Source organism: Gillisia mitskevichiae, assembly GCF_003634585.1.
GTDB lineage: Bacteria > Bacteroidota > Bacteroidia > Flavobacteriales > Flavobacteriaceae > Gillisia > Gillisia mitskevichiae.
This window is the reverse complement of sequence record NZ_RBLG01000002.1, coordinates 790,350-812,527: the sequence shown is the minus strand read 5'-3', so window position 1 is coordinate 812,527 and position 22,178 is coordinate 790,350. Positions and strand designations below refer to the sequence as shown.

Sequence of the window (22,178 nt, the reverse complement as noted above, 5' to 3'; positions counted from 1 at the left end):
AATATTTTAGAATATTCATTCTTTAGACTCTCCAGTAACATTTTCATAGAATTCTTCAAATGTACTACTGGGTTTATAATCTTCTCTAAGAACCTTATATACGGTGATTAACAATAATATTTTTCCAAGGAGAACTAGATAAAAAATAAGAGGAAATGGAAAATTAAGAACAGAAAACACTGCTACCAATACCAAAATTGTAGTTGTGAGTATTAGGTAAATAATAATGGAAGTTTTCATTTTTATATTAATCTAAGAAATTCTTAGATAATTCAATCTTAAGAATTCGCTAAAAAATTTCTGGTTCTCAGGTATTGATTCAAAACTATAAATCTGTACATATTTAATAAAAATAGGTGCTAAAATGATGAGCGTCATACTTTGTAAGTCTTTTGTATGCTAGCTTCGTGTAACACGAATTAAAGTATTAGTCATAAATGTCCAATTAAATAGGAGTGCAGAATTTATGTGTGTCCTGGAATTCAAGCAGATTTAAAATCAGCGAATATTGGAATTCTAAAAGTATAATTCAGAATCTGTTTTAAACAGGTTGGAGACATGGAAGTACACCTAGAATTAAAAAGTAGAAAGCTCACGATCATAATAATTTAAAAGCAATAACATGAAAACAATATTAGTACCTGTAGATTTTTCCGAATATTCTGAATATGCTCTTGAAGTAGCCGCCAGTCTTGCTAAAAAAAACGATGCTAAGATAATTGTAGTTCACCTGCTAGGACTGTCTAATGCCTTTCTTAGTAAAGATGAGGCAGAAGAAGTATTTAATGGCATGTATTATATGAAATTAGCTAAAAAGAGGTTTGATGAATTTTTAGATAAACCTTACCTAAAGGATATAGAAGTTATAGATGCAATTAGAAACTATAAAGTTTTTAGTGAGATCAATGAAATTGCCAAAGAGTTTCAGGCAGAGCTTATAGTAATGGGTTCTCAAGGTGCAACCGGTTTTGCTGAAATGTTTATTGGTTCTAACACAGAAAAAGTGATTAGGACTTCAGAAATACCAGTTCTTGTAGTAAAAGAGAGCATGAAAAATTTTAGTATTAAGAAGGCTATTTTTGTGAGTGATCTGGAATTGGAATCTGTAAACGTTTATATTAAAGCCCGAAATTTCTTGCTTAATCTAGATAGTGAAATGGAAATACTCTTTATAAATCAACCAGAGAAATTCCACAGCAGCAGTGAGATGTATGAAAAATTCTATAAATTTCTAGATGCTACAAAGCTTAATGAGTTGGAACCTCCTACAATTAAATTTTATGATGATTATAGTTTAGAAAGTGGAGTGTACAATTATTGTAAATCTAATGAAGCCGATATAGTTATAATGCCTACGCACGGACGCAAAGGTTTAAGTCATTTTTTCTACGGAAGTTATGGGGAAGATGTTGCTAATCATGCTACGATGCCGGTGCTAACCATGAAAATATAAAATAGATGCTTCGCAAAAAAAAAGGGTCGGAATTTCCGACCTTTTTTTATACTATAGTAAACCTACTAAACAGTCATAGAAAACAACTGAGTCTCGGGCTTGTTCTTTTGTAATCTACGATCAAAGGCCATACATACATTTCTTACAAATGGTTTGCCGCGTTCTGTGAGCTTAATATAATTACTATTTAATTCTACCAATCCATCATTAGCCATTTCTTCTAAAGCATGAAGAGCCTGCGGCAGTTCCTCAAAGAAATCATTTTGTGTTAACCAAGTTGTTTTGAAGTTACACATTAGGTTAAGAATGTGTTTTCTAATTATTAGATCTTCCTTTGTAAGTATATGTCCTCTATAGACAGGAGAAATATTATTTTCAATTAAATTCTGATATTCTTCTACTCCTTTTACATTCTGAGCAAAGCCATACCAGCTGTCACTTATTGCTGATACTCCAAGTCCTATCATTACTCGAGTTTTAGAGGTGGTATAGCCCATGAAATTTCTGTGTAATGTGTTGTTTTCGACAGCTTGGTAAAGACTATCTGTGCTAAGTGCAAAATGATCCATCCCAATTTCAAAATAGCCAGCTTCCAAAAGCATCTTTTTGCCAATTTCGTATTGTTCCCGCTTTTCTTCTGCCGTTGGAAGATCTTCATCCTTAAAGCCTCTTTGGCCGTTCCCTTTTATCCATGGAACATGAGCATAACTATAAAAGGCGATCCTGTCTGGCATTAATTCCTTTGTGCGCTCTATGGTATAAATAATATGTTCCTTAGTTTGAAAGGGTAAGCCAAAAATAATATCATGTCCAACAGAAGTAAAACCAATCTCCCGTGCATCTTGGGTAACTTTCTTTACATTTTCGAAAGACTGAATTCTATGAATAGATTTTTGAACTTTTTCATTATAATCTTGAACACCATAACTAACCCTCTGAAAACCTAATTCAGAAAATAAAGATAAATGCTCTTTTGTAGTGTTATTGGGATGACCTTCAAAACTTAATTCTGTGTTTTCTGCTTTTGTTGCTACTCTAAAAATGCCATCTAAGAGTAAGTTTAAGCTTTCTATAGAAAAGAAGGTCGGAGTTCCACCGCCAAGGTGAAGCTCTTTAATTATTGGCCTTTCCTCTAAAAGATCGCAATACATTTCCCATTCTTTTATCACAGATCTTAGATAAGGAATCTCTACAGAATGATTTTTAGTGATTCGTTTGCTACACCCACAAAAGGTGCAGAGACTTTCGCAAAAGGGGAGATGTATATAAATACTGATTCCTTCAGAAGTATTACTTTCTTTAAAACCTTTTTTTATAGTTTCTTTCCAAGATCTTAATGAAAACTTTTTATCATCCCAGTAAGGAACAGTTGGATAACTAGTATATCTAGGACCCGCAACATTGTATTTTGAAATTAAACTTGAACTCATAGTTATTTCTATTTATGATGTTCAAAAATAAAAAGCTAAAGGCTTAGAGAATATGAGGATTGTCAGGTATGGTTAAGATGCTAAATACAAAAAAAGATTTCAGGTTGCTTTTAATGCATTTCGAAGAAAAACGACCCGAAAGATCTATAAGTTAAAAGGTAGAAACGAGTTGGAAGATGCTTTTGTGTATGAGATTTATAGCATTATGAAAGTTTTACCTATTTTTTTTCTAATACATTTAAGGCCGTATGGTAAAACAGAAAAATAATTATAATACACCCGAACCCTGAGTTTGTTAGCAAAGATAGTTATAGGGAGGCTTTTACTTTATGTTTAGAGTTGGGGTAGGACTTTATGAACGATAATAGAGTCGGCTTAGTTATTTTTTACTTGATGACTAAAATAACACTTTTCACCAGAATGCCAGCTATTTGCGCTTAACCGATGTTAGCTGTAGTACCTTAGATATTCAATTCTTCTTTAGTTACAATTTTAATATTCTCACCAAATTTATCAATAAATTTTTCATTTGTTATTGTTTCGGGAAATGCCATTGCTAAGACGTTTCTAGGTCTCGACATAGCAACGTAAATTAGCCTTTTCTTTTCATCCGGGAAACTGTTGTCAGAATTTGAAATATCTTCGAAAAGAATGTTGTTTGTATGCTTTCTATCGTTGAAAAATATTAATACTGAATCCAAAGTTTTTCCTTTGACTTGGTGAATAGTAGTAATCGGTATGTTGGATTCTGAATATGATTTTTTAAAATGAATTTTTACTGATTCACTTAATGTTTTTTCTTTGTTGAAAAATTTTGATTTTCTATTTCTCAGCTCAAAATCAACATTATAATCTAAGTTCAATTTTTCTTTCATAAAAATTTGAGTTTGATTTGTCCAATCTGCAACTGATAGCTCAAAACTTGGTAACTCGTTTAGAATTTGAAATAGAAGTGAATTAAAAAAATGGTCTTCTTTTGAATCTCTTTCGATCTCCTTTAACTCATGATAGTCACTTTTAGAATTTTGTAATTTTATAGAAATAGTGCGCATTTCATTTATAGAATTTTTAATATCCTTGCCCAAAAAACGATTCTTTGCTGTAATAATTTCCTTTGGTAGGTCAATTCCCCAAGGTCTTTCTTCTGTTGTTTTTCCCAATAATTGATTCTTTAAAGAATTTCCTCTAACTACAATATTGTTTTTTTTGAAATTTTTATCCGAGCATAGTTCTTCATAATGTTTGATGATTGATTGAAGATTATTCTTAGAATATTTATAAATAATAATTGAATTGTCAAAAGTAGGGTTGTCAACACAGTTTATTTTTGAATCATCTGCTTTTCTTAGAATGGAAAAAACGTCAATAATATTTTGTGGAGACCTTCTATTATCGGTTAAATCAAACGAATTCCAACTTTCGTCTTCATTATATTTTTTTAAAAATTCATTTGGATTTGCATCTCTCCACTCATATAGACTTTGATAAGGATCGCCAATAAGTTCAATATTCTTCAAGCCTTGTTTAGACAATTCTTCAAAAATTGCGTGTTGAATCAAAGAGTTATCTTGAGCTTCATCAATAATTATAAAAGGAAACCTTAAAGCTAACCATTGACAAATTTTAGGATTTGTTTTTAATATGTGAAGAGCAATATAGGCTGAATCACCTGTTGATATTAAACCTTTGGTAAACTGTTTATTCTTAATTAATTTACAATAATTTATAAACTTTTCTTTTTCAACTTTGTCTTGTGATGGCTGATTTCCATTAATTGAATAACTACCATCAGGTTCAATTCTAATTTCGCTTGGAGGATATAGGTGGTATATACTTCTGTTATTTTTTGCTTTGTATTTAGCAAAGTTTAAAGGTGGTATCAATCCTTCTTTTAATTTACCATCCTTTCCAATATATTCTGTTTTCCACATCTCATCAAGAATATTAGTGTGGTCAAGAATTTTAGGTCTATTGAAATCTCGATTTAAGATATTGTAAAAAGGGAGTGTTATAAATTTATTTATAAAACTATCTATAGTAGAAACGTGATTAGGAAACCTTAAAATTTTTCCACTTAGTTTAGAATAAGATTCGTTTATTTCATCTTTTGCAGAGTTAGTAAATGAAAGACAAGCAATACCCGAATAGGAACCAATTTCTTTTGATTGCTCTAACTCTATAATTTTTTGAGCTATTGTAGTTGTTTTACCGCTTCCAGGACAGGCATTTAATATGATTTTACCTCTTGCTTGAAGATATGCACTCCTTTCATCATTTAATTCAAAAATCATATTCCTTGCCTTAAATGAGTTAGTCCGTCTTGAATATATGGAGGAATTACGAAAGAATCTTTGGCACTTTCTAAATTTTCAAGAATATGTATTGAAAAATCTTGTGCGAGGTCTGCTTTAGATGGTAAAGCTTTCCATAATAAAATACCTACTTTTCGCTTTTCAACCTCTGACATAATATCATTTTCGAATGTTCGAGTGTATTCAATGATTTTAACAATTTTATCTGGGGAATTTTGATTGATATAATCAAAAAGGAAATTATCAAATAGTTCTGTTCGATTCTCCTTAATGTTATGAATAGATAATTCATACTCTAGTGTTTTAAAGGAATGTGATATTTTTATGTTATCAGCATTATTAGCAACAGAATTTAGATTTGCGATTCTAGTTACTTGAGTGCCATTTTGTATTTTATCATCTAATTCTGTAAGTACAGAATAATTTGTTTCTAATAATTTATTAAAACTATACTTTGAATTTTTAGAAGATGTATAACGGTCATCATCCGTAATTACTGTAATCGGTTTGTTTATCCTTTTATTTTCATCCCTATTGTTGAATAGATATAGGAAAGGATAAAAGGATGTTCCTCTAACGTTTACTATTTCCACTCTATAATCTTCGAGTTGATAATCATCTAATCTTGTAAATGAAGAAAGAAGGAGTTCTTCGGAGATTCCTTCCACGAACAAAACCGATTTGGCATAAAAAAGTTGAGATTTTGTTACATCAATATATCGCTCAAGTTTTTTTTGACTTAATTGAAAATCGATTTCTTTTAAAGTAGCGTTCTTAGTAGTATCTTGAATTATATTTTCAGGCATTCTATTTTGAAATTGATGTTCAAGTTTGTGAGCTTTTTTATTATCTAATAGGATTAGATTTTTCAAAGGCACTTTAGATGTTAGAGTAGGAGAGTGAGTAGTTATGAATAATTGACTATTATCTGAGGCATTAGCACTAGTCAGAAAGTTGTATAAACTTAATTGGAGCTGTGGATGTAAATGAGCTTCTGGTTCTTCAATTAGAAGTGCATAATGTGGAATTTCGTTATCTTCAATTTGTTGTTTCACGTCTCCCAATACAATTGCTATGTAAATGAGATTATTTAAACCTAAGCTATTTTGCCACAAATGAAATCCTTCCTCATTTAAACTTTCTCTGTTATGAGGTAAAAATGGTTTAATTGCGTTGACAATATATTCTGTTCTTGAATCTTCTATTCTAAGACCAATTTTATTATCCAGAAATTTTTTAAAAATACCCTCTAAATTTTGATTTACTCCATCCCTAGTGTTAAGGACTTCTTCTCTGCCAAGTAACTGAGAATTTGCGTCTTTCATTATCTGTTCAATTTCAGATTCTGTTTCATTTCTATTTACAAATCTTTTAATCACCCTTCCTAACACATTACTGCGAGTACTCAATAAATTACGAGTACTATCTCTTAATGCTCCTAGATAATAATGTTGAAATAACTCAAACGTTTTGTAGTCAGCTTTTTGACCGTCAATATCCCCTGTATTATATGAGAATTGAGGATATTTTCCATCTTTTTCTTCATAACTGATTGTTATTTTAGCATAATCTTCCTCCTTATCTATTGGGTTAATTACCATATATTCATAAAAAGCACCTTTTTGAGCTGTAGTAAGGCCTTTAAAAATATATGTAATTGTGATAAGTGTAGCTTTTTCGATATTAATTTTATCGGCAATTTCTACTCTTTTTTGGTGAAAATCATCGGATGAAACCGAAATTTCTCTTATTGGTTCGCCAACGTTATAAAGTAACCTAATAGCATCAATTATGGCAGATTTACAACTTCCATTTTCTCCAATGATTATATTGATATTAGAGTCAAATTCAGTTTCTATAGTTTCAATTCCTTTGTAATTTTCTACTTTAATATATGACAGGTACATTCTTTAGATTTTGGATTTGGTTTGGTATTACAGCTAACTAGTTATATCATCGCTTTAAAATGGGTTAACCCCAAATTAGGTCAGGATAAAAAATATTAATTACGTAAGTATTGAGTTGAATTCAAAAGGGTAGGGTGCCAAGAATTTTCTATCTCAAACTTAGCTTATTTCTTTAAAGAAATTGTGATATTTATTGTTATTATGTGGATAATTATCAACAATTGTCAATAAACAACTGATTTTAGTAAATAAGTATCAGAATCCAGTATATTTTTTTTGTTAAAAACTATAAACAAAGAAACCCACCATTTTGGTGGGTTTCAAGCTTCATATGATTCTTACATTAATCTTTAACTTCTTCAGTTTCTAAATTAATAGGAAGTGTTACTTCATTTCCTTGCTTATCCAACACTTTAACTTCATCAAATCCCATATCTCTAAACTGGTCCAACTGCGTTGCAGCATCACCTACAACCAGATATGCCATTTTAGACTCATCCAAATATTTTTGGGCTAGCTTCTTGTGTTGTTCAAGAGTCATGGCACCAATGATCTTCTCTTCTTTCTCGATATATTTAGGATCAAGATCGTAAGCACTCATTTCCTGAAGCATTCCAAGTAATGAGCCTTGAGTTTCAAAACGAAGCGCATTAGATTTAATTAATGCATTCTTTGTAAATTCCAGATCTTCAGGAGAAATTCCCTCTTTATATTTAGCTATTTCGTCCTTGAAAATTCCAACAGATTCTCCTGTGGTATTTGTACGAACACTAGAAGATGCTGTAAAGGTTCCTGGAATTTTAGATCCGCTAAAACCTGAACGTGCTCCATAAGTATATCCTTTTTCCTCTCGTAATATAAGATTCACATTTCCGGAGAAAGATCCTCCAAGTTTGTAATTCATTACATCAACAGGGAAAAAATCTTCACTGGTTCTTGGTAAAGCGATATATCCAATGTTAATCACAGATTGCTTGGCATTAGGCACATCTACAAAATATAAAGATGCCTTGTCGCGATTGTTACTCACACTAAATTCGGGAATTGTCACTTCTTTTGCCTCCCATTTTTCTGCTAAACCATTTGCAGCTTTTAATGCCTCTGCTTTAGAAACATCACCAACAATGTGCATACGGCTTACCGAAGGTGAAAAATAGTTGTTATAATAATCTTTTAGATCTTGGATTTTTATAGACTCTACAGATTCTACTGTTCCTGATGTTGGATATGCAAAAGGATGATCTTCACCATACAATACTTTGTTATAAACTTGATTTGCTATTACATTAGGATTCGCTTCATTTCTTTTAATTCCATTAATAGTACTTGTTTTTATGCGAGCAAATTCCTTTTCATCCCATCTTGGCTGAAGTAAAATTTCTTCCACTAAGGCCATAGTTTTATCGAAGTTACGTTTTAAGGTATTCCCACGAAGTACGATAGATTCGTTCCCGGTATACATATATATGTTAGCACCAAGCATGTCTATTTCTTCTTCCAGTTCTGCAGGAGTCTTATTGGCAGTACCTTCCATCAAGATATCTGACATTAAATTTGCAACTCCATTCTTACTTAGATCGTCTAATAAATGTCCTCCTTCTATTACAATACTGAAATTCACCAAAGGCAATTCTTTTTGTTCCAATCCGTAAACCTCTAGTTGGTTACCAAGTTTCTCTTTCCAAGAAGTAGGAATATTTAATTTAGGAGTATCACCCATTTTTGGCTGAACGGAACGATCGAATTTTGAAGCTGTTTTTTGTATTTCCTGAGTCGCTTCAGCAACTTCTGTTTTCACATTCTCTGTAATTTCCTCTTCTACCACTTCGGCTTTTTCAGAATTTTCAGCAATAAGATCTAGTTGTCCTTTAGGAACAAAACTTGTAAGAATGAATGGTTTATTCTTGATATAAGTATTGTAAACACGCATTACATCTTCTTTGGTCACTGCACGAATGTTTTGAATGTCCTTTTCTATATAACCAGGATTTCCAGTAAAAACATCGTATTGTGCTAATTGAAAAGATTTACCAAGAACACTGCTTATTCCATTATAGAAGTCGGTTTCTTGGCCTGCTTTAATTCTCTCAATATCTCTATCTGTTACGCCTTCTTTTTCGAATAAAGCGAAAGCTTCTTTTATTCCTGCTTCTACATTATCTAGATCTACATCTGCATTTGCGGTCACCGAGATCTGGAATTTTCCTGCAATTTGACTAGGATTGTTATAAGCTCTTGGTTGAGAGGCAAGCTCTTTTTGTTCAACTAGAACCTTATATAAAGGCGCTTTTTTTCCGTCGGATAATATTTCTCCAAGGAAATCCAGTGCATAGGCATCTTTGCTGTATTGCTCTGCTACCGGCCAAACCATGTTCAATTGTGGCGCTTTAGCAAAATTATCTTCATGGTAAAGTCGCTTGGTTTTAGAAAGGCTAACCGTTTGAATTTCTAAAGGCGCTACTTCTTGCCTTTTATTGATCTCTCCGAAATATTTTTCTACTAGTTTTTTAGCTTCCGATTTTTCAAAATCTCCAGCAATAACTAAAGTCGCATTATTAGGTCCGTAAAATTTATCGTAAAATTCTTTTACATCAGCAACCGTAGCATTCTGAAGATCTTCAAGTTCCCCAATTACTTGCCAGCTATAAGGATGCCCATCTGGATATAAATTTTTATCGATCACCCATCCAGTGTGTCCGTAAGGATTATTGTCTACCCGTTGGCGTTTTTCATTTTGCACAACTTCCTGTTGGTTTGCAAAAGCAGCTTCAGTAACTGTATTAATGAGGTAACCCATTCTATCGGATTCCAGCCACATTACCATTTCTAGTGCATTCTTTGGTACTACTTCATAATAAACAGTTCCGTCTTGCCAGGTTCCACCATTTAAAGTACCACCGGCATCCTGTATCTTTTTGAAAAATTGATCCTGCGCAACATTTTCAGATTCTTGGAAAAGCATATGCTCAAAAAGGTGTGCGAAACCCGTGCGTCCCTTCTTCTCACGGTTAGACCCAACACCATATTGTATAGCTACAGAAACGATGGGATCTGATTTGTCCTGATGCAGTACAATATTAAGACCATTATCTAGCTCATACTTCTCGTATTCTATAGATAGATCGGCACCTGAGTTGGCTTTCTGTTGTCCGAAAGCCTGGTCGCTGGAAACAAATGTAGCGACGCTAAAAGAAAGCATAAAAGCCATTAGCTTTAACTTTGAATTTGTCATATTGATATTTTTTTTGAATTTACGTAGCTAAATATAAAGAATTGATTTTTAGAAAATTGCATATAATCATCAGAAGATGAAAGGAAATTGATTTTATTACATTCCTATTCTTAGGAATATGCAATTTTACAAGTGTCTTTTTAAAGATAAGCTAGCGGCTTGGTCTGCCAAAAAAATATTTTTTTCAACCACTCTGAAGTTTAAACTTTTAATAAAATCAACGAAAAAAAGATTGTGAATATCTATTACTAAGATTATCGTCTAAGCTTATTTTAAAATTTATATTTGGCATCCAAAAAATAAAGATATGAGCGCAACTTGGTATGAGTGTAAAGTAAAATACAGAAAAACACATGATAGTGGAGAACAAAAATTAACTACAGAAACGTATTTATTAGATGCAATTTCGTTTACAGAAGCAGAAGCTAGAATAAACGAAGAGATGACTGCTTATACTAGTGAAGAGTTTCTAATTACAAACATCAAAGTAGCTAATTTATCTGAGGTTCATCCTTTTGAAAACTCCGATAGATGGTTTAAATCTAAAGTTTCTTTAATAGCCTTAGATGAAAATAGTGGGAAAGAGAAAAAAACCAATGTGTATATGTTGGTACAGGCGAACGATGTAAAAGAAGCTTTCGAGAATACTACTCAGGCTATGGATAATACCATGGGAGAATATTCTATTCCCGCAATTACAGAATCTCCAATTTTAGATGTTTTTCCATACTTCTCTGGAGAAGAAGAAAAGTTGGAAGAATTCAATAAAATAGCAACTTCTGAAAGTACTCAGGAAGAAGAAATAAAAGAAGAAACAGAGCTTGTGTAATCTTCTAAGATTTTAAAGCAAGTATGTTTTTTAATACCGCAAACCACTTAATAGTATGTGGTTTGCGGTATTTTTAATTTTTACCTATTCATAGAACTTCAAAAAAATAGTTCTAGGTATCTTTACCTGAATTTCGGCTGGATAGTTCGGGAAATAAAATTCTCTTGAATCAATTTTAATGAGCAAAGATCTATTTAGTAAAATCATTCTATTCTTCCCGAAATTATTTGATCTTTTGTAATGAAAGTTACCTAGTGCCTAAATTCCATAAACTATCTTTGTTATCTATTTTAAAACCCAAATTATGGATAATCTAGATGCAGCAAGATTACAAATGGCATTTACGCTCATTTTTCATATTGTTTTTGCATGTATTGGGATGGTAATGCCATTTTTTATGGTCGTAGCTCACAAAAAGTGGCTGAATACTAGAAATCCAATTTATTTAAAACTGACCAAATCCTGGCAAAAAGGCGTTGCTATTTTCTTTGTAACTGGCGCGGTTTCTGGAACTGCTTTATCCTTTGAATTGGGATTGTTATGGCCAGAATTCATGAAACATGCCGGCCCCATTATAGGAATGCCATTCTCACTGGAAGGTGTTGCTTTTTTTGTAGAAGCCATCGCCTTAGGTTTTTATCTATATGGTTGGGATAAGATCCCTGAAAAGTTTCATTGGATCACAGGGATAATTGTTGGAGTATCCGGAGTTGCCTCGGGTATTCTTGTAGTTTCAGCAAACGCATGGATGAATGCTCCTTCTGGGTTTGATTACATAAATGGTGAATTTTTAAATATAGATCCGGTTCAAGCTTTATTTAATCCTGCATGGTTCACTCAGGCCTTGCACATGACCTTAGCGGCTTTTACTGCCACAGGTTTTGCTGTAGCTGGAATTCATGCTTATCAAGTATATAAGAATAGACAAGTAGAGCTGCATAAAAAAGCATTTAAAATAGCCATAACTTTTGGTGCAATTGCTGCCATTTTACAGCCATTTAGTGGTGATCTTTCTGCTAAGGACATTGCACAAAGACAGCCAGCCAAACTAGCCGCAATGGAAGCTCATTACGAAACTCAAAAAGGTGCCCCTTTATATATTGGCGGAATTGTAGATGCCGAGAAAAAGGAAGTATCTTATAAGTTAGAGATCCCTAAAGCTTTATCTTTTTTGGCTTTTGGAGATTTTAATGCTGAAGTGAAAGGACTAAATGATTTTCCCCAAGATGAAATTCCGAAAGTGCCAATAGTGCATTATGCATTTCAAACGATGGTTGGAATTGGGACATTGCTTTTACTATGTGGAATACTCTTCTTTGTTAGTCTGAAAAAGAAAAAATGGTGGAATAATAAAAAGTATTGGCTTCTATTTACTGTACTTGCTCCACTAGGCTTTATCGCTCTTGAAGCTGGTTGGATAGTTACAGAAACGGGTAGACAACCATGGATTATCCATAACATTATGAAAACAGAGGATGCTGTTACGCCAATGCCTGGAATGATCTATAGTTTTTATATGTACATGGCTGTATATGCGCTGTTAACAATTGCAGTAACTTGGTTGATGTCTAGACAAATAAAGTCTTTAAATAACTCTAAATAAGTATAGGATGTTATATGTAGTTTTGTTTTTTCTGATGTTCTCTCTTCTGTTATATGTTATTTTAGCGGGAGCCGATTTTGGTGCAGGAATAGTAGAACTTTTTTCATCCCAAAAAAATAGGCATTTAACTAAAAAAACGGTCTACCGTGTAATGGGACCTGTTTGGGAAGCAAACCATATTTGGATCATTCTCATGATCGTAATTCTTTGGGTTGGTTTTCCTAACTTCTATAATGTACTGGTTGTTTACCTACATATTCCTCTCACCTTAATACTTTTGGGCATCACTCTAAGAGGCGTGGCATTTGTTTTTAGGCATTATGATGCCTACCAAGATCAATCTCAAATTTTATATGATTGGATGTTTAGAATTTCTAGTTTAATTACCCCAATATTTCTGGGAATGACATTCGGCGCAATGGTTTCTGGTCAAATTGTGATAACCGAAGATTATACAAATTTCACATTCTACAGTCTATTTATTCAACCCTGGTTAAATGGTTTTTCTGTTTTGGTGGGATTGTTTTTTGCTGCACTTTGTGCATTTCTAGCTACCATTTTATTAATAGGAGAAGTAGATGAGAATACTCCCAATATTTACCTTAAAAAGGCTAAAATAGCTACGCTGGTAGTTGTTATATCGGGCTTTTTAGTACTTAGTTTTGGATTTGTACAGGAGGTGTATTTTATTACTAATTTCATGCAAAATTCTTATTCACTGGGATTAGTAGCTCTCTCTGCGGTGCTAATATTTCCACTGTTGTATAGCATCAAAAAAGAATTTCAAATTGCTAGTAGAACCTTTGCGGGAATACAAGTCGTTTTGGTTCTTATTGCTGCAATAATTGCTCATTTTCCTAACTTAATAATCACGACAACTTCAGAAATAAGTCTTTTAGAAACTACAGCTACAGATGAGGTGATCTCTGTTTTAGGTATTTCTCTAATAATTGGTGGAGCTATTATTCTGCCAGGCCTTTTTCACCTTTTTAAATCCTTTAATATGATCAAGATCTTAGAGTAAGAGCTTTTCATTTTATTCTTGTTGCAATTTTTAGAATTTTCATTCCAATAGCTTTCCAAATTTAAGTCTTTCTAAAAAATTACTATTTCCTAGTTTATATAATTGCAAAACTGTCAATGTTTTAACGCAATGTGTTATTAAGCAATAAACTGTGGAATATGTTTTGCATTATTTACAACCTAATCATTTAACAAAGGAGGTATGTATGAATGTAGTAAGGTGATTGAAGTAAAAAATAATCTTATTAACTTTTAATCATTGAATTAGCCCAAAAAGCTGAATCCTAAAAGAGCTTTTATATTTGGATTAAATCCTATATTTAGGAAAAATTCCTATATGTTAGAAATTATGCTTACTTTTATAGCTTCAGAAGTCATGAAATGAAAGATAGATTATTTGCAGTTATAGATGTGGAAACCACTGGTGGTGGGATAAAAGGAAATAGGCTTACCGAAGTTTGCATTGTGCTACTTAAAAACGGAGAAATTCTAGATAAATATACTACACTTATTAATCCTGAAAAGTACATTCCGGCACAGATAACTGCACTTACGGGAATCGATAATGATATGGTGGAGAATGCTCCGAAGTTTCATGAAGTAGCTAAAGAGATCGACGATTTTATGCGTGATGCTATTTTTGTAGCTCATAATGTAAATTTCGATTATAATCTAGTCCGCAATGAATTCAAGGAACTTGGTTTCGAGTTTAACAGGAAGAAGTTGTGTACTGTGCGCCTCTCCAGAAAACTGATTCCGGGATTATTATCTTATAGCTTAGGAAGATTGTGCGATTCTATAAATATTCCACTAACAAATAGGCATAGGGCAGAAGGAGATACAGATGCTACGGTGATCTTATTTCAACGGCTATTAACTTTAGATCCTGAGGGACTGATTTTTAATTCTTTTTTACATGCACATTCTAAACAAGCCACCTTGCCACCGCATCTTTCTGCCGAAGAGATTCATGAGTTACCAGAGGAACCTGGCATCTATTTATTTAAGGATAAACAGCATAAGGTGATTTATGCCGGCAAAGCTATAAACATCAAGAAACGTGTGATATCTCATTTTTACGATAAGATGTCTAAAGAATATCAATTAGGGCAAGAAACTTATCATGTTACTCATGAGGCTACAGGGAATGAATTAATGGCTTTGCTGCTGGAAGCGGAGTATATTAGAAAACATTATCCAAAATTTAATAGTGCGCAGAAGCGACCGGGAATCACCTATCAAATTATTAGTTATATAAATCAACGAGGAATAATTCAACTTGGAATTGGCAAGACAAAAAGAATTCAGGATTCTGTTGGTACTTTTTATAATCGGGCTTTAGCTACAGAGAAGTTGGAGTTATTATGTGAAACTTTTAAGTTGTGCCCAAGATATTGCACCTTACAAAGTAGTACAGAAAAATGCTCACATTATAAGCTGAAGAACTGTGAAGGTGTGTGCGATGGCACTGAATTGGTTTCAGACTATAATTTAAAAGTGACAGAGGCTATTAACAGTTTAGGCGAAGAGAAGCCATCGTTTGTGATCAAGGAAAAAGGAAGGCATTTTGAAGAAGAGGCTTTTATTCTGATTAAAGAAGGGAGATATCAAGGCTATGGGTATTTAAATTCTGAAGATCAAATAACTTCAATCGAAGATTACGAACCTTTTCTAAAACTTCAGGAATCCACTTTTCATACCCATAAAATATTGAATAGCTATTTGCGGAAGCATGGAGAAAAGAATGTTATTTATTTTGAAAATGAAGTGTTTGCTTAGAAATCAGAATGATTTTCAATTCTAAAATTCTAAATAAGGCAATGGTTTGTTTATTTTATTTGTAATTCTTAAAATAAAACAACATAAAACTTATGAGTTTTGTCGTGCAGCAAAAATTTTAAGATGTAGGTGTGTGGCCATTTTTCGGGCATTGTGTTTTGCTCTTTCTGCTATTTCTCCTTCAAAATTTTCATTGATGGTTTGAAACCAAAGATTCAGCCAAACCCCGAAACTCTTCTCATCTATCTCATTATTATTTTCCTCATCCACTTTAATATGCGCTTTAGGAGGGTTGCCAGAATAGGTAGAAACAAAGAACAATCCACTTTCCCAGAAATTGGTGATCTTCTCTATATGAGAATCCCAGTCTTTAATGCTGTTATGAAAAAAGTGACCAATTTCTTTATCCTTTTTAACCTTCTCGTAAAAGAGAGATACCAATACAAAAACGTCGTCTTTATTTGTGATGTCTTTCTTCATTTATAGAATATTGATATGCATAAAAATAAGGCCATTAAAATAAACCTTAGCTTTCCTTAACTAGTTGTTAGACTTCCACCATTTGGAAGTTGGAATTGGTTTCCCAACAGTAACCGCCTCTCCAATTATTGGGGTAGCGATATTTACATTTTTCGAGGATGCTTCTGCAGTGATTCTCTCTATTGGATCTGTCCAACTATGCAAACCCAATTTAAAAGCACCCCAATGTATAGGCAATAGTATCTCAGCTTTTACATCTAGAGTAGCTTGTACAGTTTCCTCAGGCATCATATGGATTAGCGGCCATTGCGCATCGTATTGCCCACATTCCATGATCGCAAGATCAAAAGGGCCAAATTTATCTCCTATTTCCTTGAAATGAGATTCATAACCGGAATCTCCACTGAAATAGATATTATCTTTTTGTCCTTTAATCACCCAAGAACTCCATTGTGTGCTAAATCTATCGGTAATTCCACGCCCGGAAAAATGTCTCGAAGGGGTAGCGGTTAGTTGGATTCCGCTAAAGGAAATACTTTCCCACCAATCCATTTCAGTGATCTTATTTTCTTGAACTCCCCAGGAAATTAAGTGAGCGCCAACACCTAAAGGGACGTAGAAATGTGCAACCCGATCTTTCAATTTTTTAATAGACCCATAATCCAGATGGTCATAATGATCATGTGAAATAATTACAGCATCCAGATCCGGGATATTTTCTATGGCTAAAGGAAGCGTATCATTAAAACGTTTACTTCCTAATAGGGGATGAGGTGCAGGGACATTGCCAAGCATAGGGTCCAGAAAGATCTTCTTGCCATCCATTTCTAAAAGCAAAGCAGAATGTCCAAACCAAGTGATCTTTGTTGTAGAATCTGCAGTGTTTGCGATTGTTTCTGAAGAAATTTTATTTATCGGAATAGACCAGTCTGGTACTTTATCGCCTTTTGTGAAAAATTCGCTTAAGGTTTTAGTATAGTTTATATCTCCGGAAACATCGGTTGCAGTTAAATTCTGAAATTTGCCATCTCTGTAGTTCTCTGAAGCCTGAATTTTAGTCAATCTCTCACCATTACTTTTTGAACCAAATTCTGGAGAGGTTTTTATAAAAATGATCGCAATTAAAACGATCATCCCAATTATAGATACCAGGATGCCTATTATCATGTATATTAATTTAAAAAGTTTATTAATCATTTGTTATAATGCTACTGATAACTTTAGAATTGGTTGTTGTACTGATTTTTAAAATAAAAGCTAAAATCCCTGAAGCTATACAAACAAAGCTTAGATCTTGATCTCAAAGAAATCCGGTGGACTGGATTTTAAATTAAAGCCAGGTAACTTTCTCTTGAAGATCTCCAGGGATTCTTTCTGGTGATGGGAGATCATAATATCCTAGATAAAAGAATCCCAAGCATTTTTCGTCACTGTTTAATTCAAGAAATTCATGCATATGGCTAATTAAAGCAGGAGAACTCCAGTAGCCTCCAAGTCCTAAATTAGTTGCAGTGAGCCACATATTTTGAACTGCCATAGCTACGGCTGCGATCTCTTCCCATTCTGGAATTCGTTCCTTCGGGTCACGTTGCATGCAAATTGCAATAATAGCTCCTGCTTTCTTAGGGTTTTCCTGAAGTTTATTATACTTGAACTCAGAAAAGACCGTTGCGGTCTGCTTAAATTTTTCAGCTAAAAACATACCTAGATCTGCCTGAGATTGACCTTGTAGAACTTTAAATCTCCATGGCTCAGTTTTTTTATGAGTGGGAGCAAAGTTTGCCGCTTCTAAGAGCTGCATGATTGTTTCTTTTGAAACAGGATTCTGATTATATTGTACGGGCATTACAGAACGCCGGGAACTTATGATGTCCTTTAATTGCATAGGGTGTTTATTTAATTTGAAATTATTGCAAAATTAGAGTAAAAATTAGTGGAACTACTCTTAGTTGATATGGAATATGAATTTCTTGATGGTATTCTATTATCTTCAGCAAAAAAATAACAAATGAGAATTCTCGGAATTTTAATATGTCTTTTTATAACTTCTTGTGGGGTTAGAAAGACAGCAGATATCAATTACCTACCAAAAGATCTTATAAAATTAGAGAGCCAACCCAGCTTAAATGTCTTTAGTCCGAAGAAAGCTAAGTATCAAAACACGCCAGTTTTGCTATTCGTACATGGGGGAAATTGGAATAGTGGTAAAAAAGAATTATATAATTTTTATGGAAATAATTTCGCTAAAAAGGGCATAACTACTGTAGTGGTAGGATACACTTTAAGTCCTGCAGCCGATTATAAAATGATGACCACCGAAATTGCAGAAGCAATAAAATGGACCCAACAAAACATTTCAAAATACAAGGGAGATCCAAAACGATTATTTTTAACAGGGCATTCTGCCGGTGGACATCTTGTAGCTTTAGCAACTATGGATTCTCAATTTGGTATAGATCCGGATTCCATTTCAGGAATTATTTTAAATGATGCTGCCGGACTAGATATGCATCATTACTTACAGCAATATCCACCCACTAAAACAGATAACTATAATACTACTTGGACCAATGACGAGGAAACTTGGAAAATTGCTTCTCCTATTTTTTATGTTTCAGAATCTACTCCAAAGATTATGATGTATGTTGGAGAGAAAACCTATCCCTCGATTAGCATTGCAAATAAACGATTCTTGAAAGCTCTAAAACCATTTCAGCCAAATCTAGCTCCCATTTTTTTAAATAAGAAACATATTCCTATGATGACTCAGTTTATCTGGCCTTGGAACAATAGATATGATGAAATTATAGATTTCATAGAAAGCCAGTAAACAGTTAACAATGATCAATTACCAATAATTATTGATTTTGCTGCTCCTTTGCTTTATTCACGATAGCTTTTAAACGTTCTTTATGCGCCACTTTTTCTTTGCGAAGTTTGTTTTTCTTCCTATTTAAAAGCTTAGTGTGTTTTGCTTTATTTTGAGTATTCTTCTGAGCTCCTTTTTTGGCCATTTGAAATATAAATTGAAAAGGATAAAGATACCTATAACTTTTTTTGTTTTCTAAACCTGAAACCTGAAACCCGAAACCCGAAACCTGAAAATTTATCCAACAACTTCCAAACTACTATATCCTTGTCCGTTTCTGGTGAGTTTTATCTGAGTTCCTATTCGCTCTTTTAAAGAATCTACATGGCTTATTATACCTATGGTTTTAGAAGATTCTGCCTGTAATCTTTCCAAAGTATCTAAAGTCTGATCCAAAGTTTCCGGATCCAATGTTCCAAAACCTTCATCTATAAAAAGGCTGTTTATCTCCACATTTTTTGAAGCCAAATCACTCAGTGCTAATGCCAGAGATAGGCTTAAAATAAAAGTTTCCCCTCCAGACAGGGTTTTTACAGAGCGACGTTGCCCACCCATATGTTTATCTATAGCCACCAAACCATCATCCTCATCTGCGGCAGGCTTGTCTATAAGATATCTATCACTAAGATCTTTCAATCTAATGTTTGCTAAATGTAGCAACTGAGATAAAGTAAGGTCTTGGGCGAAATCATTGAACTTCTTACCGGTAGCATCACCTATTAATTCATTTAGCAAGGTCCATCGCTTGGTCTGTTTCTCTTTTTCGGCTATTTCAAGCTGAATAGCTTTCATTTTTGAAAGTGAATCTTCATGATTTTTTAAAATACGCTCCAATTCCTTACACTCATCTTGTAGTGTTTTAAGATGCTGCTGCTTGGCGCTAAGCTTTTCTTCCAGTTGTTCAGAATTCTCTTCTACGTCTTTAGATCGCAATATTTCTAATTGAGCAGCGATCACTTTTAAGGTGGTAGTCGCCGATGCTATTTCTGTGCGCAAAGAATCCCTTTCTAACCTTAGTTCGTTAAATAGGCTATCACTTAATAAAGCTGAAATTGCTTCAGGAATAGTAGTAAAACCTTTCCCTCTTAACTCCTTTAAAAGTCCAGGTTCTAAAGCTAAAACCTTATTTCTGAACTCATTTATTTTAGTTTCAGTTAGCTTGTAACTCTCATTTAGATGTTCCTTTTGTTGGTTTAGTAAGTTCCATTTATTCTCTAAATCTCTACAATCTGTATGAATATTTGTACCGGAATAAAGTTTACTTAACTCCTGTTTTAATTTACTGCCATCCTTCAAGATCTGTTGCATTTCCTTAAGGATTGGAATACCTCTCTCGATCGCTTGAAAATATAAGACTTGTTTTTCATAGGCTTCCAAATTGTTAAGTTGATCTTCCAAATTAAAGATCTTCTTATCCCAATCTACTTTCTCCTCAATCTCATAGTTTTCAAAAGTGGTGTTGAAAATCGATTTTTTCGACTTTATATTTTCTTCCAAGCCTTTAATTTCAACGTCTAAGTTGGTTAATCTAGTTGAAGAAAGCTTTAACTCGGAATTTAAAGAAGCTATCTCCTTTGTTAAAGCTGTTAAACTGATTTTCGTAGAATCAATTTGTTGCTGAAGTTGATCATCCTTCTTTGGTAGATGCTCTGCGTACGGATGATGTAATGATCCGCAAAGTGGACAAGGTTCCTGGTCAATCAGTTTATTCCTGAAATCTTCAAGTTTAGCGCGCATCAACAAATTCTCTTTTTGTAATTCTAAAATTTGAAGATTTTTAGACTCATCCAGAGATCGAGTATTTAAAATGGCAATTTTATTAGGTAATTCCTTTGTGACAGGAAGTAGTAGTGCCTTTTCTTTTAATTTTTCAGCATGAGAATTAAGGATTTGCTGTAGCTCTAGTTTGAAATTTTTAGCCTCACGGGTTTTTTCCAGATCCTTTCTAAGCAGATTTCTTTCCTTTGTTAGATCCAAAAGTTGAAAATCTTTCAGTTTAAATTTAAGATCGTCAATGTGCTGTGTAGAAATTTGTTTTAATCTCTCAAGTATTTCAAGATCATCATCAGGAGAATCGGTAATATTTAAATCCACATCTTTTAACTCAACGCGAAGAAGTTGTTGCAAATTTTTCCAAGCCACCCCTTTGTTATTCTTTTCCTCAAGGAGCGCACTTACTTGATTACTAAATTGTTCTAAACCCGTTGCAACTTCAATAGTTGTAAGTGGTTTTTTAGTGAATTTCTGTATGTTGCTTAGCTGAATTGAAAGATCCTCTGTGTTCTTTGTTTTCTTTTGCTGAAGCGATTTCCGTTCTTTATCTAAAGAAGTGATTTCAGTAGACCATGTTTTCCAATTTCTTAGCTCTTCTGAAACAGAAATTAGTTTTTCATGCTGAGATAGTTGGAGACCTTTACTAGTATCGAAAGATTTTAATTTTCCTGAAGCTTGATCTAGCTTAAGTTTGGTTTTCTCTACTTCTGAAACTTGTAAAAGAACCTCTTTTTTAAGTTTTAGTTGTTCTTCTTTAAGTTTAACTTCCTTGATCAAAGGTTCACAAGAACTGGTTTTCTCCTGAAATTTGTTTTTATAAGAAGCTTGAACTTCTGGACTTAATAATTCCTCTTCAATTCTTTTAATGTTGAAAAGATGTTCTTTTATGTCCGAATTACTGGCTTTAAATTTTTCGAAAGCTTTTACTCCTAGTTTTCTGTAGATCCCGGTTCCAGTTATTTTTTCTAATAATTCCCCGCGTTCATCTTTTTTGGCTCTAAGAAATTGTGCGAAATCTCCCTGAGCCAAAACTACAGATTTTATAAACTGATTGTAATTAAGCCCAATAAGTTCTTCATTTCTACCCGGAACATCAGATTTTTTAAGATCTAAAATAGCCCCATCTTCCACAGAAGAAATTTGCATTTCATATTCCCGTAATTTTTCATTTCTATTGGTAGAAATACTCCATTGAGAGCTGAAAATTCCATATTTACATTGATAGGTAACTCGCGCATATGCTTCTTTCTGATTACGAGTAAGAATTGCCCCTTTATTCAAGATCTCAGATCTTGAGATCTTTCCTAATCTTGGAACCTGATTGAAAAGCGCCAAAGAAATGACATCTAATAAAGTAGATTTCCCACTACCGGTAGGTCCTGTAATTGCAAAAAGCGAACTTTCTGTAAAAGGAGAATTGGTAAAATCTATTTGATGTTCCCCACGAAGTGAATTTATATTCTGAAATTCTATTTTTAAGATCTTCAT

16 protein-coding genes are annotated in these 22,178 nt (G+C 33.4%); 6 read left to right on the top strand and 10 right to left on the bottom strand.

All coding sequences use genetic code 11. The features are described 5' to 3' along the window. Positions 1 to 15 precede the first annotated feature (15 nt). Positions 16 to 240, bottom strand: a complete 225-nt coding sequence (locus BC962_RS09425; RefSeq protein ID WP_121345750.1) for a hypothetical protein — start codon at positions 238 to 240, stop codon at positions 16 to 18. Between the two features lie 382 nt (positions 241 to 622). Between BC962_RS09425 and BC962_RS09420 the strand changes: the two genes are divergently transcribed. Further along, the gene (locus BC962_RS09420) at positions 623 to 1,453 is read left to right on the top strand and encodes a universal stress protein (RefSeq protein WP_121345749.1); all 831 of its coding nucleotides are present in this window, start codon (positions 623 to 625) and stop codon (positions 1,451 to 1,453) included. A gap of 65 nt (positions 1,454 to 1,518) precedes the next feature. Here the strand turns inward: BC962_RS09420 and hemN are convergent, their stop codons facing one another. The 4 genes from hemN to BC962_RS09400 all read right to left on the bottom strand — a co-directional run bounded on the left by hemN (position 1,519) and on the right by BC962_RS09400 (position 10,334). Continuing rightward, positions 1,519 to 2,883, bottom strand: coding sequence for an oxygen-independent coproporphyrinogen III oxidase (gene hemN / locus BC962_RS09415; protein WP_121345748.1), 1,365 nt, complete (start codon positions 2,881 to 2,883; stop codon positions 1,519 to 1,521). Positions 2,884 to 3,344: 461 nt separating this feature from the next. Next, on the bottom strand, positions 3,345 to 5,174 hold the full coding sequence (locus BC962_RS09410; RefSeq protein WP_121345747.1) for an ATP-dependent helicase: 1,830 nt from the start codon (positions 5,172 to 5,174) through the stop codon (positions 3,345 to 3,347). Continuing rightward, positions 5,171 to 7,102, bottom strand: a complete 1,932-nt coding sequence (locus tag BC962_RS09405) for an ATP-dependent nuclease (protein WP_121345746.1) — start codon at positions 7,100 to 7,102, stop codon at positions 5,171 to 5,173. The genes BC962_RS09410 and BC962_RS09405 overlap by 4 nt, the downstream gene beginning before the upstream one ends. A gap of 343 nt (positions 7,103 to 7,445) precedes the next feature. Further along, complete coding sequence (locus BC962_RS09400) at positions 7,446 to 10,334, bottom strand: M16 family metallopeptidase (protein ID WP_121345745.1); 2,889 nt, start codon at positions 10,332 to 10,334, stop codon at positions 7,446 to 7,448. 307 nt (positions 10,335 to 10,641) lie between these two features. On the opposite strand from BC962_RS09400, the gene BC962_RS09395 reads away from it, so the two are divergent. From BC962_RS09395 to BC962_RS09380, 4 genes are all read left to right on the top strand, one after another. After that, complete coding sequence (locus BC962_RS09395; protein WP_121345744.1) at positions 10,642 to 11,163, top strand: DUF4494 domain-containing protein; 522 nt, start codon at positions 10,642 to 10,644, stop codon at positions 11,161 to 11,163. 304 nt (positions 11,164 to 11,467) lie between these two features. Continuing rightward, positions 11,468 to 12,766, top strand: a complete 1,299-nt coding sequence (locus BC962_RS09390; RefSeq protein ID WP_121345743.1) for a cytochrome ubiquinol oxidase subunit I — start codon at positions 11,468 to 11,470, stop codon at positions 12,764 to 12,766. 7 nt (positions 12,767 to 12,773) lie between these two features. Beyond that, positions 12,774 to 13,790, top strand: a complete 1,017-nt coding sequence (locus BC962_RS09385; RefSeq protein ID WP_121345742.1) for a cytochrome d ubiquinol oxidase subunit II — start codon at positions 12,774 to 12,776, stop codon at positions 13,788 to 13,790. Between the two features lie 380 nt (positions 13,791 to 14,170). Further along, positions 14,171 to 15,568 carry an exonuclease domain-containing protein gene (locus BC962_RS09380; protein ID WP_121345741.1) on the top strand — a complete coding sequence of 466 codons (1,398 nt, stop codon included), beginning with the start codon at positions 14,171 to 14,173 and terminating at the stop codon, positions 15,566 to 15,568. Positions 15,569 to 15,658: 90 nt separating this feature from the next. Here BC962_RS09380 and BC962_RS09375 read toward each other — a convergent pair whose 3' ends face one another. The 3 genes from BC962_RS09375 to BC962_RS09365 all read right to left on the bottom strand — a co-directional run bounded on the left by BC962_RS09375 (position 15,659) and on the right by BC962_RS09365 (position 17,933). Beyond that, complete coding sequence (locus BC962_RS09375) at positions 15,659 to 16,048, bottom strand: group III truncated hemoglobin (protein ID WP_121345740.1); 390 nt, start codon at positions 16,046 to 16,048, stop codon at positions 15,659 to 15,661. Positions 16,049 to 16,108: 60 nt separating this feature from the next. After that, positions 16,109 to 17,215 (bottom strand): MBL fold metallo-hydrolase, encoded by a 1,107-nt coding sequence (locus tag BC962_RS09370; RefSeq protein ID WP_121345739.1) that lies wholly within the window; start codon positions 17,213 to 17,215, stop codon positions 16,109 to 16,111. A gap of 163 nt (positions 17,216 to 17,378) precedes the next feature. Further along, positions 17,379 to 17,933: a nitroreductase family protein gene (locus BC962_RS09365; protein ID WP_121345737.1), complete on the bottom strand. Its 555-nt coding sequence runs from the start codon at positions 17,931 to 17,933 to the stop codon at positions 17,379 to 17,381. 123 nt (positions 17,934 to 18,056) lie between these two features. On the opposite strand from BC962_RS09365, the gene BC962_RS09360 reads away from it, so the two are divergent. After that, positions 18,057 to 18,878, top strand: a complete 822-nt coding sequence (locus BC962_RS09360) for an alpha/beta hydrolase (RefSeq protein WP_121345736.1) — start codon at positions 18,057 to 18,059, stop codon at positions 18,876 to 18,878. Between the two features lie 28 nt (positions 18,879 to 18,906). Here BC962_RS09360 and BC962_RS16360 read toward each other — a convergent pair whose 3' ends face one another. Both BC962_RS16360 and BC962_RS09355 read right to left on the bottom strand, forming a co-directional pair. Next, entirely contained in the window at positions 18,907 to 19,062 is a 156-nt protein-coding gene (locus BC962_RS16360) for a hypothetical protein (RefSeq protein ID WP_183075481.1), read from the bottom strand. A 92-nt stretch (positions 19,063 to 19,154) separates the two neighbouring features. Continuing rightward, positions 19,155 to 22,178, bottom strand: coding sequence for an AAA family ATPase (locus BC962_RS09355; protein ID WP_121345735.1), 3,024 nt, complete (start codon positions 22,176 to 22,178; stop codon positions 19,155 to 19,157).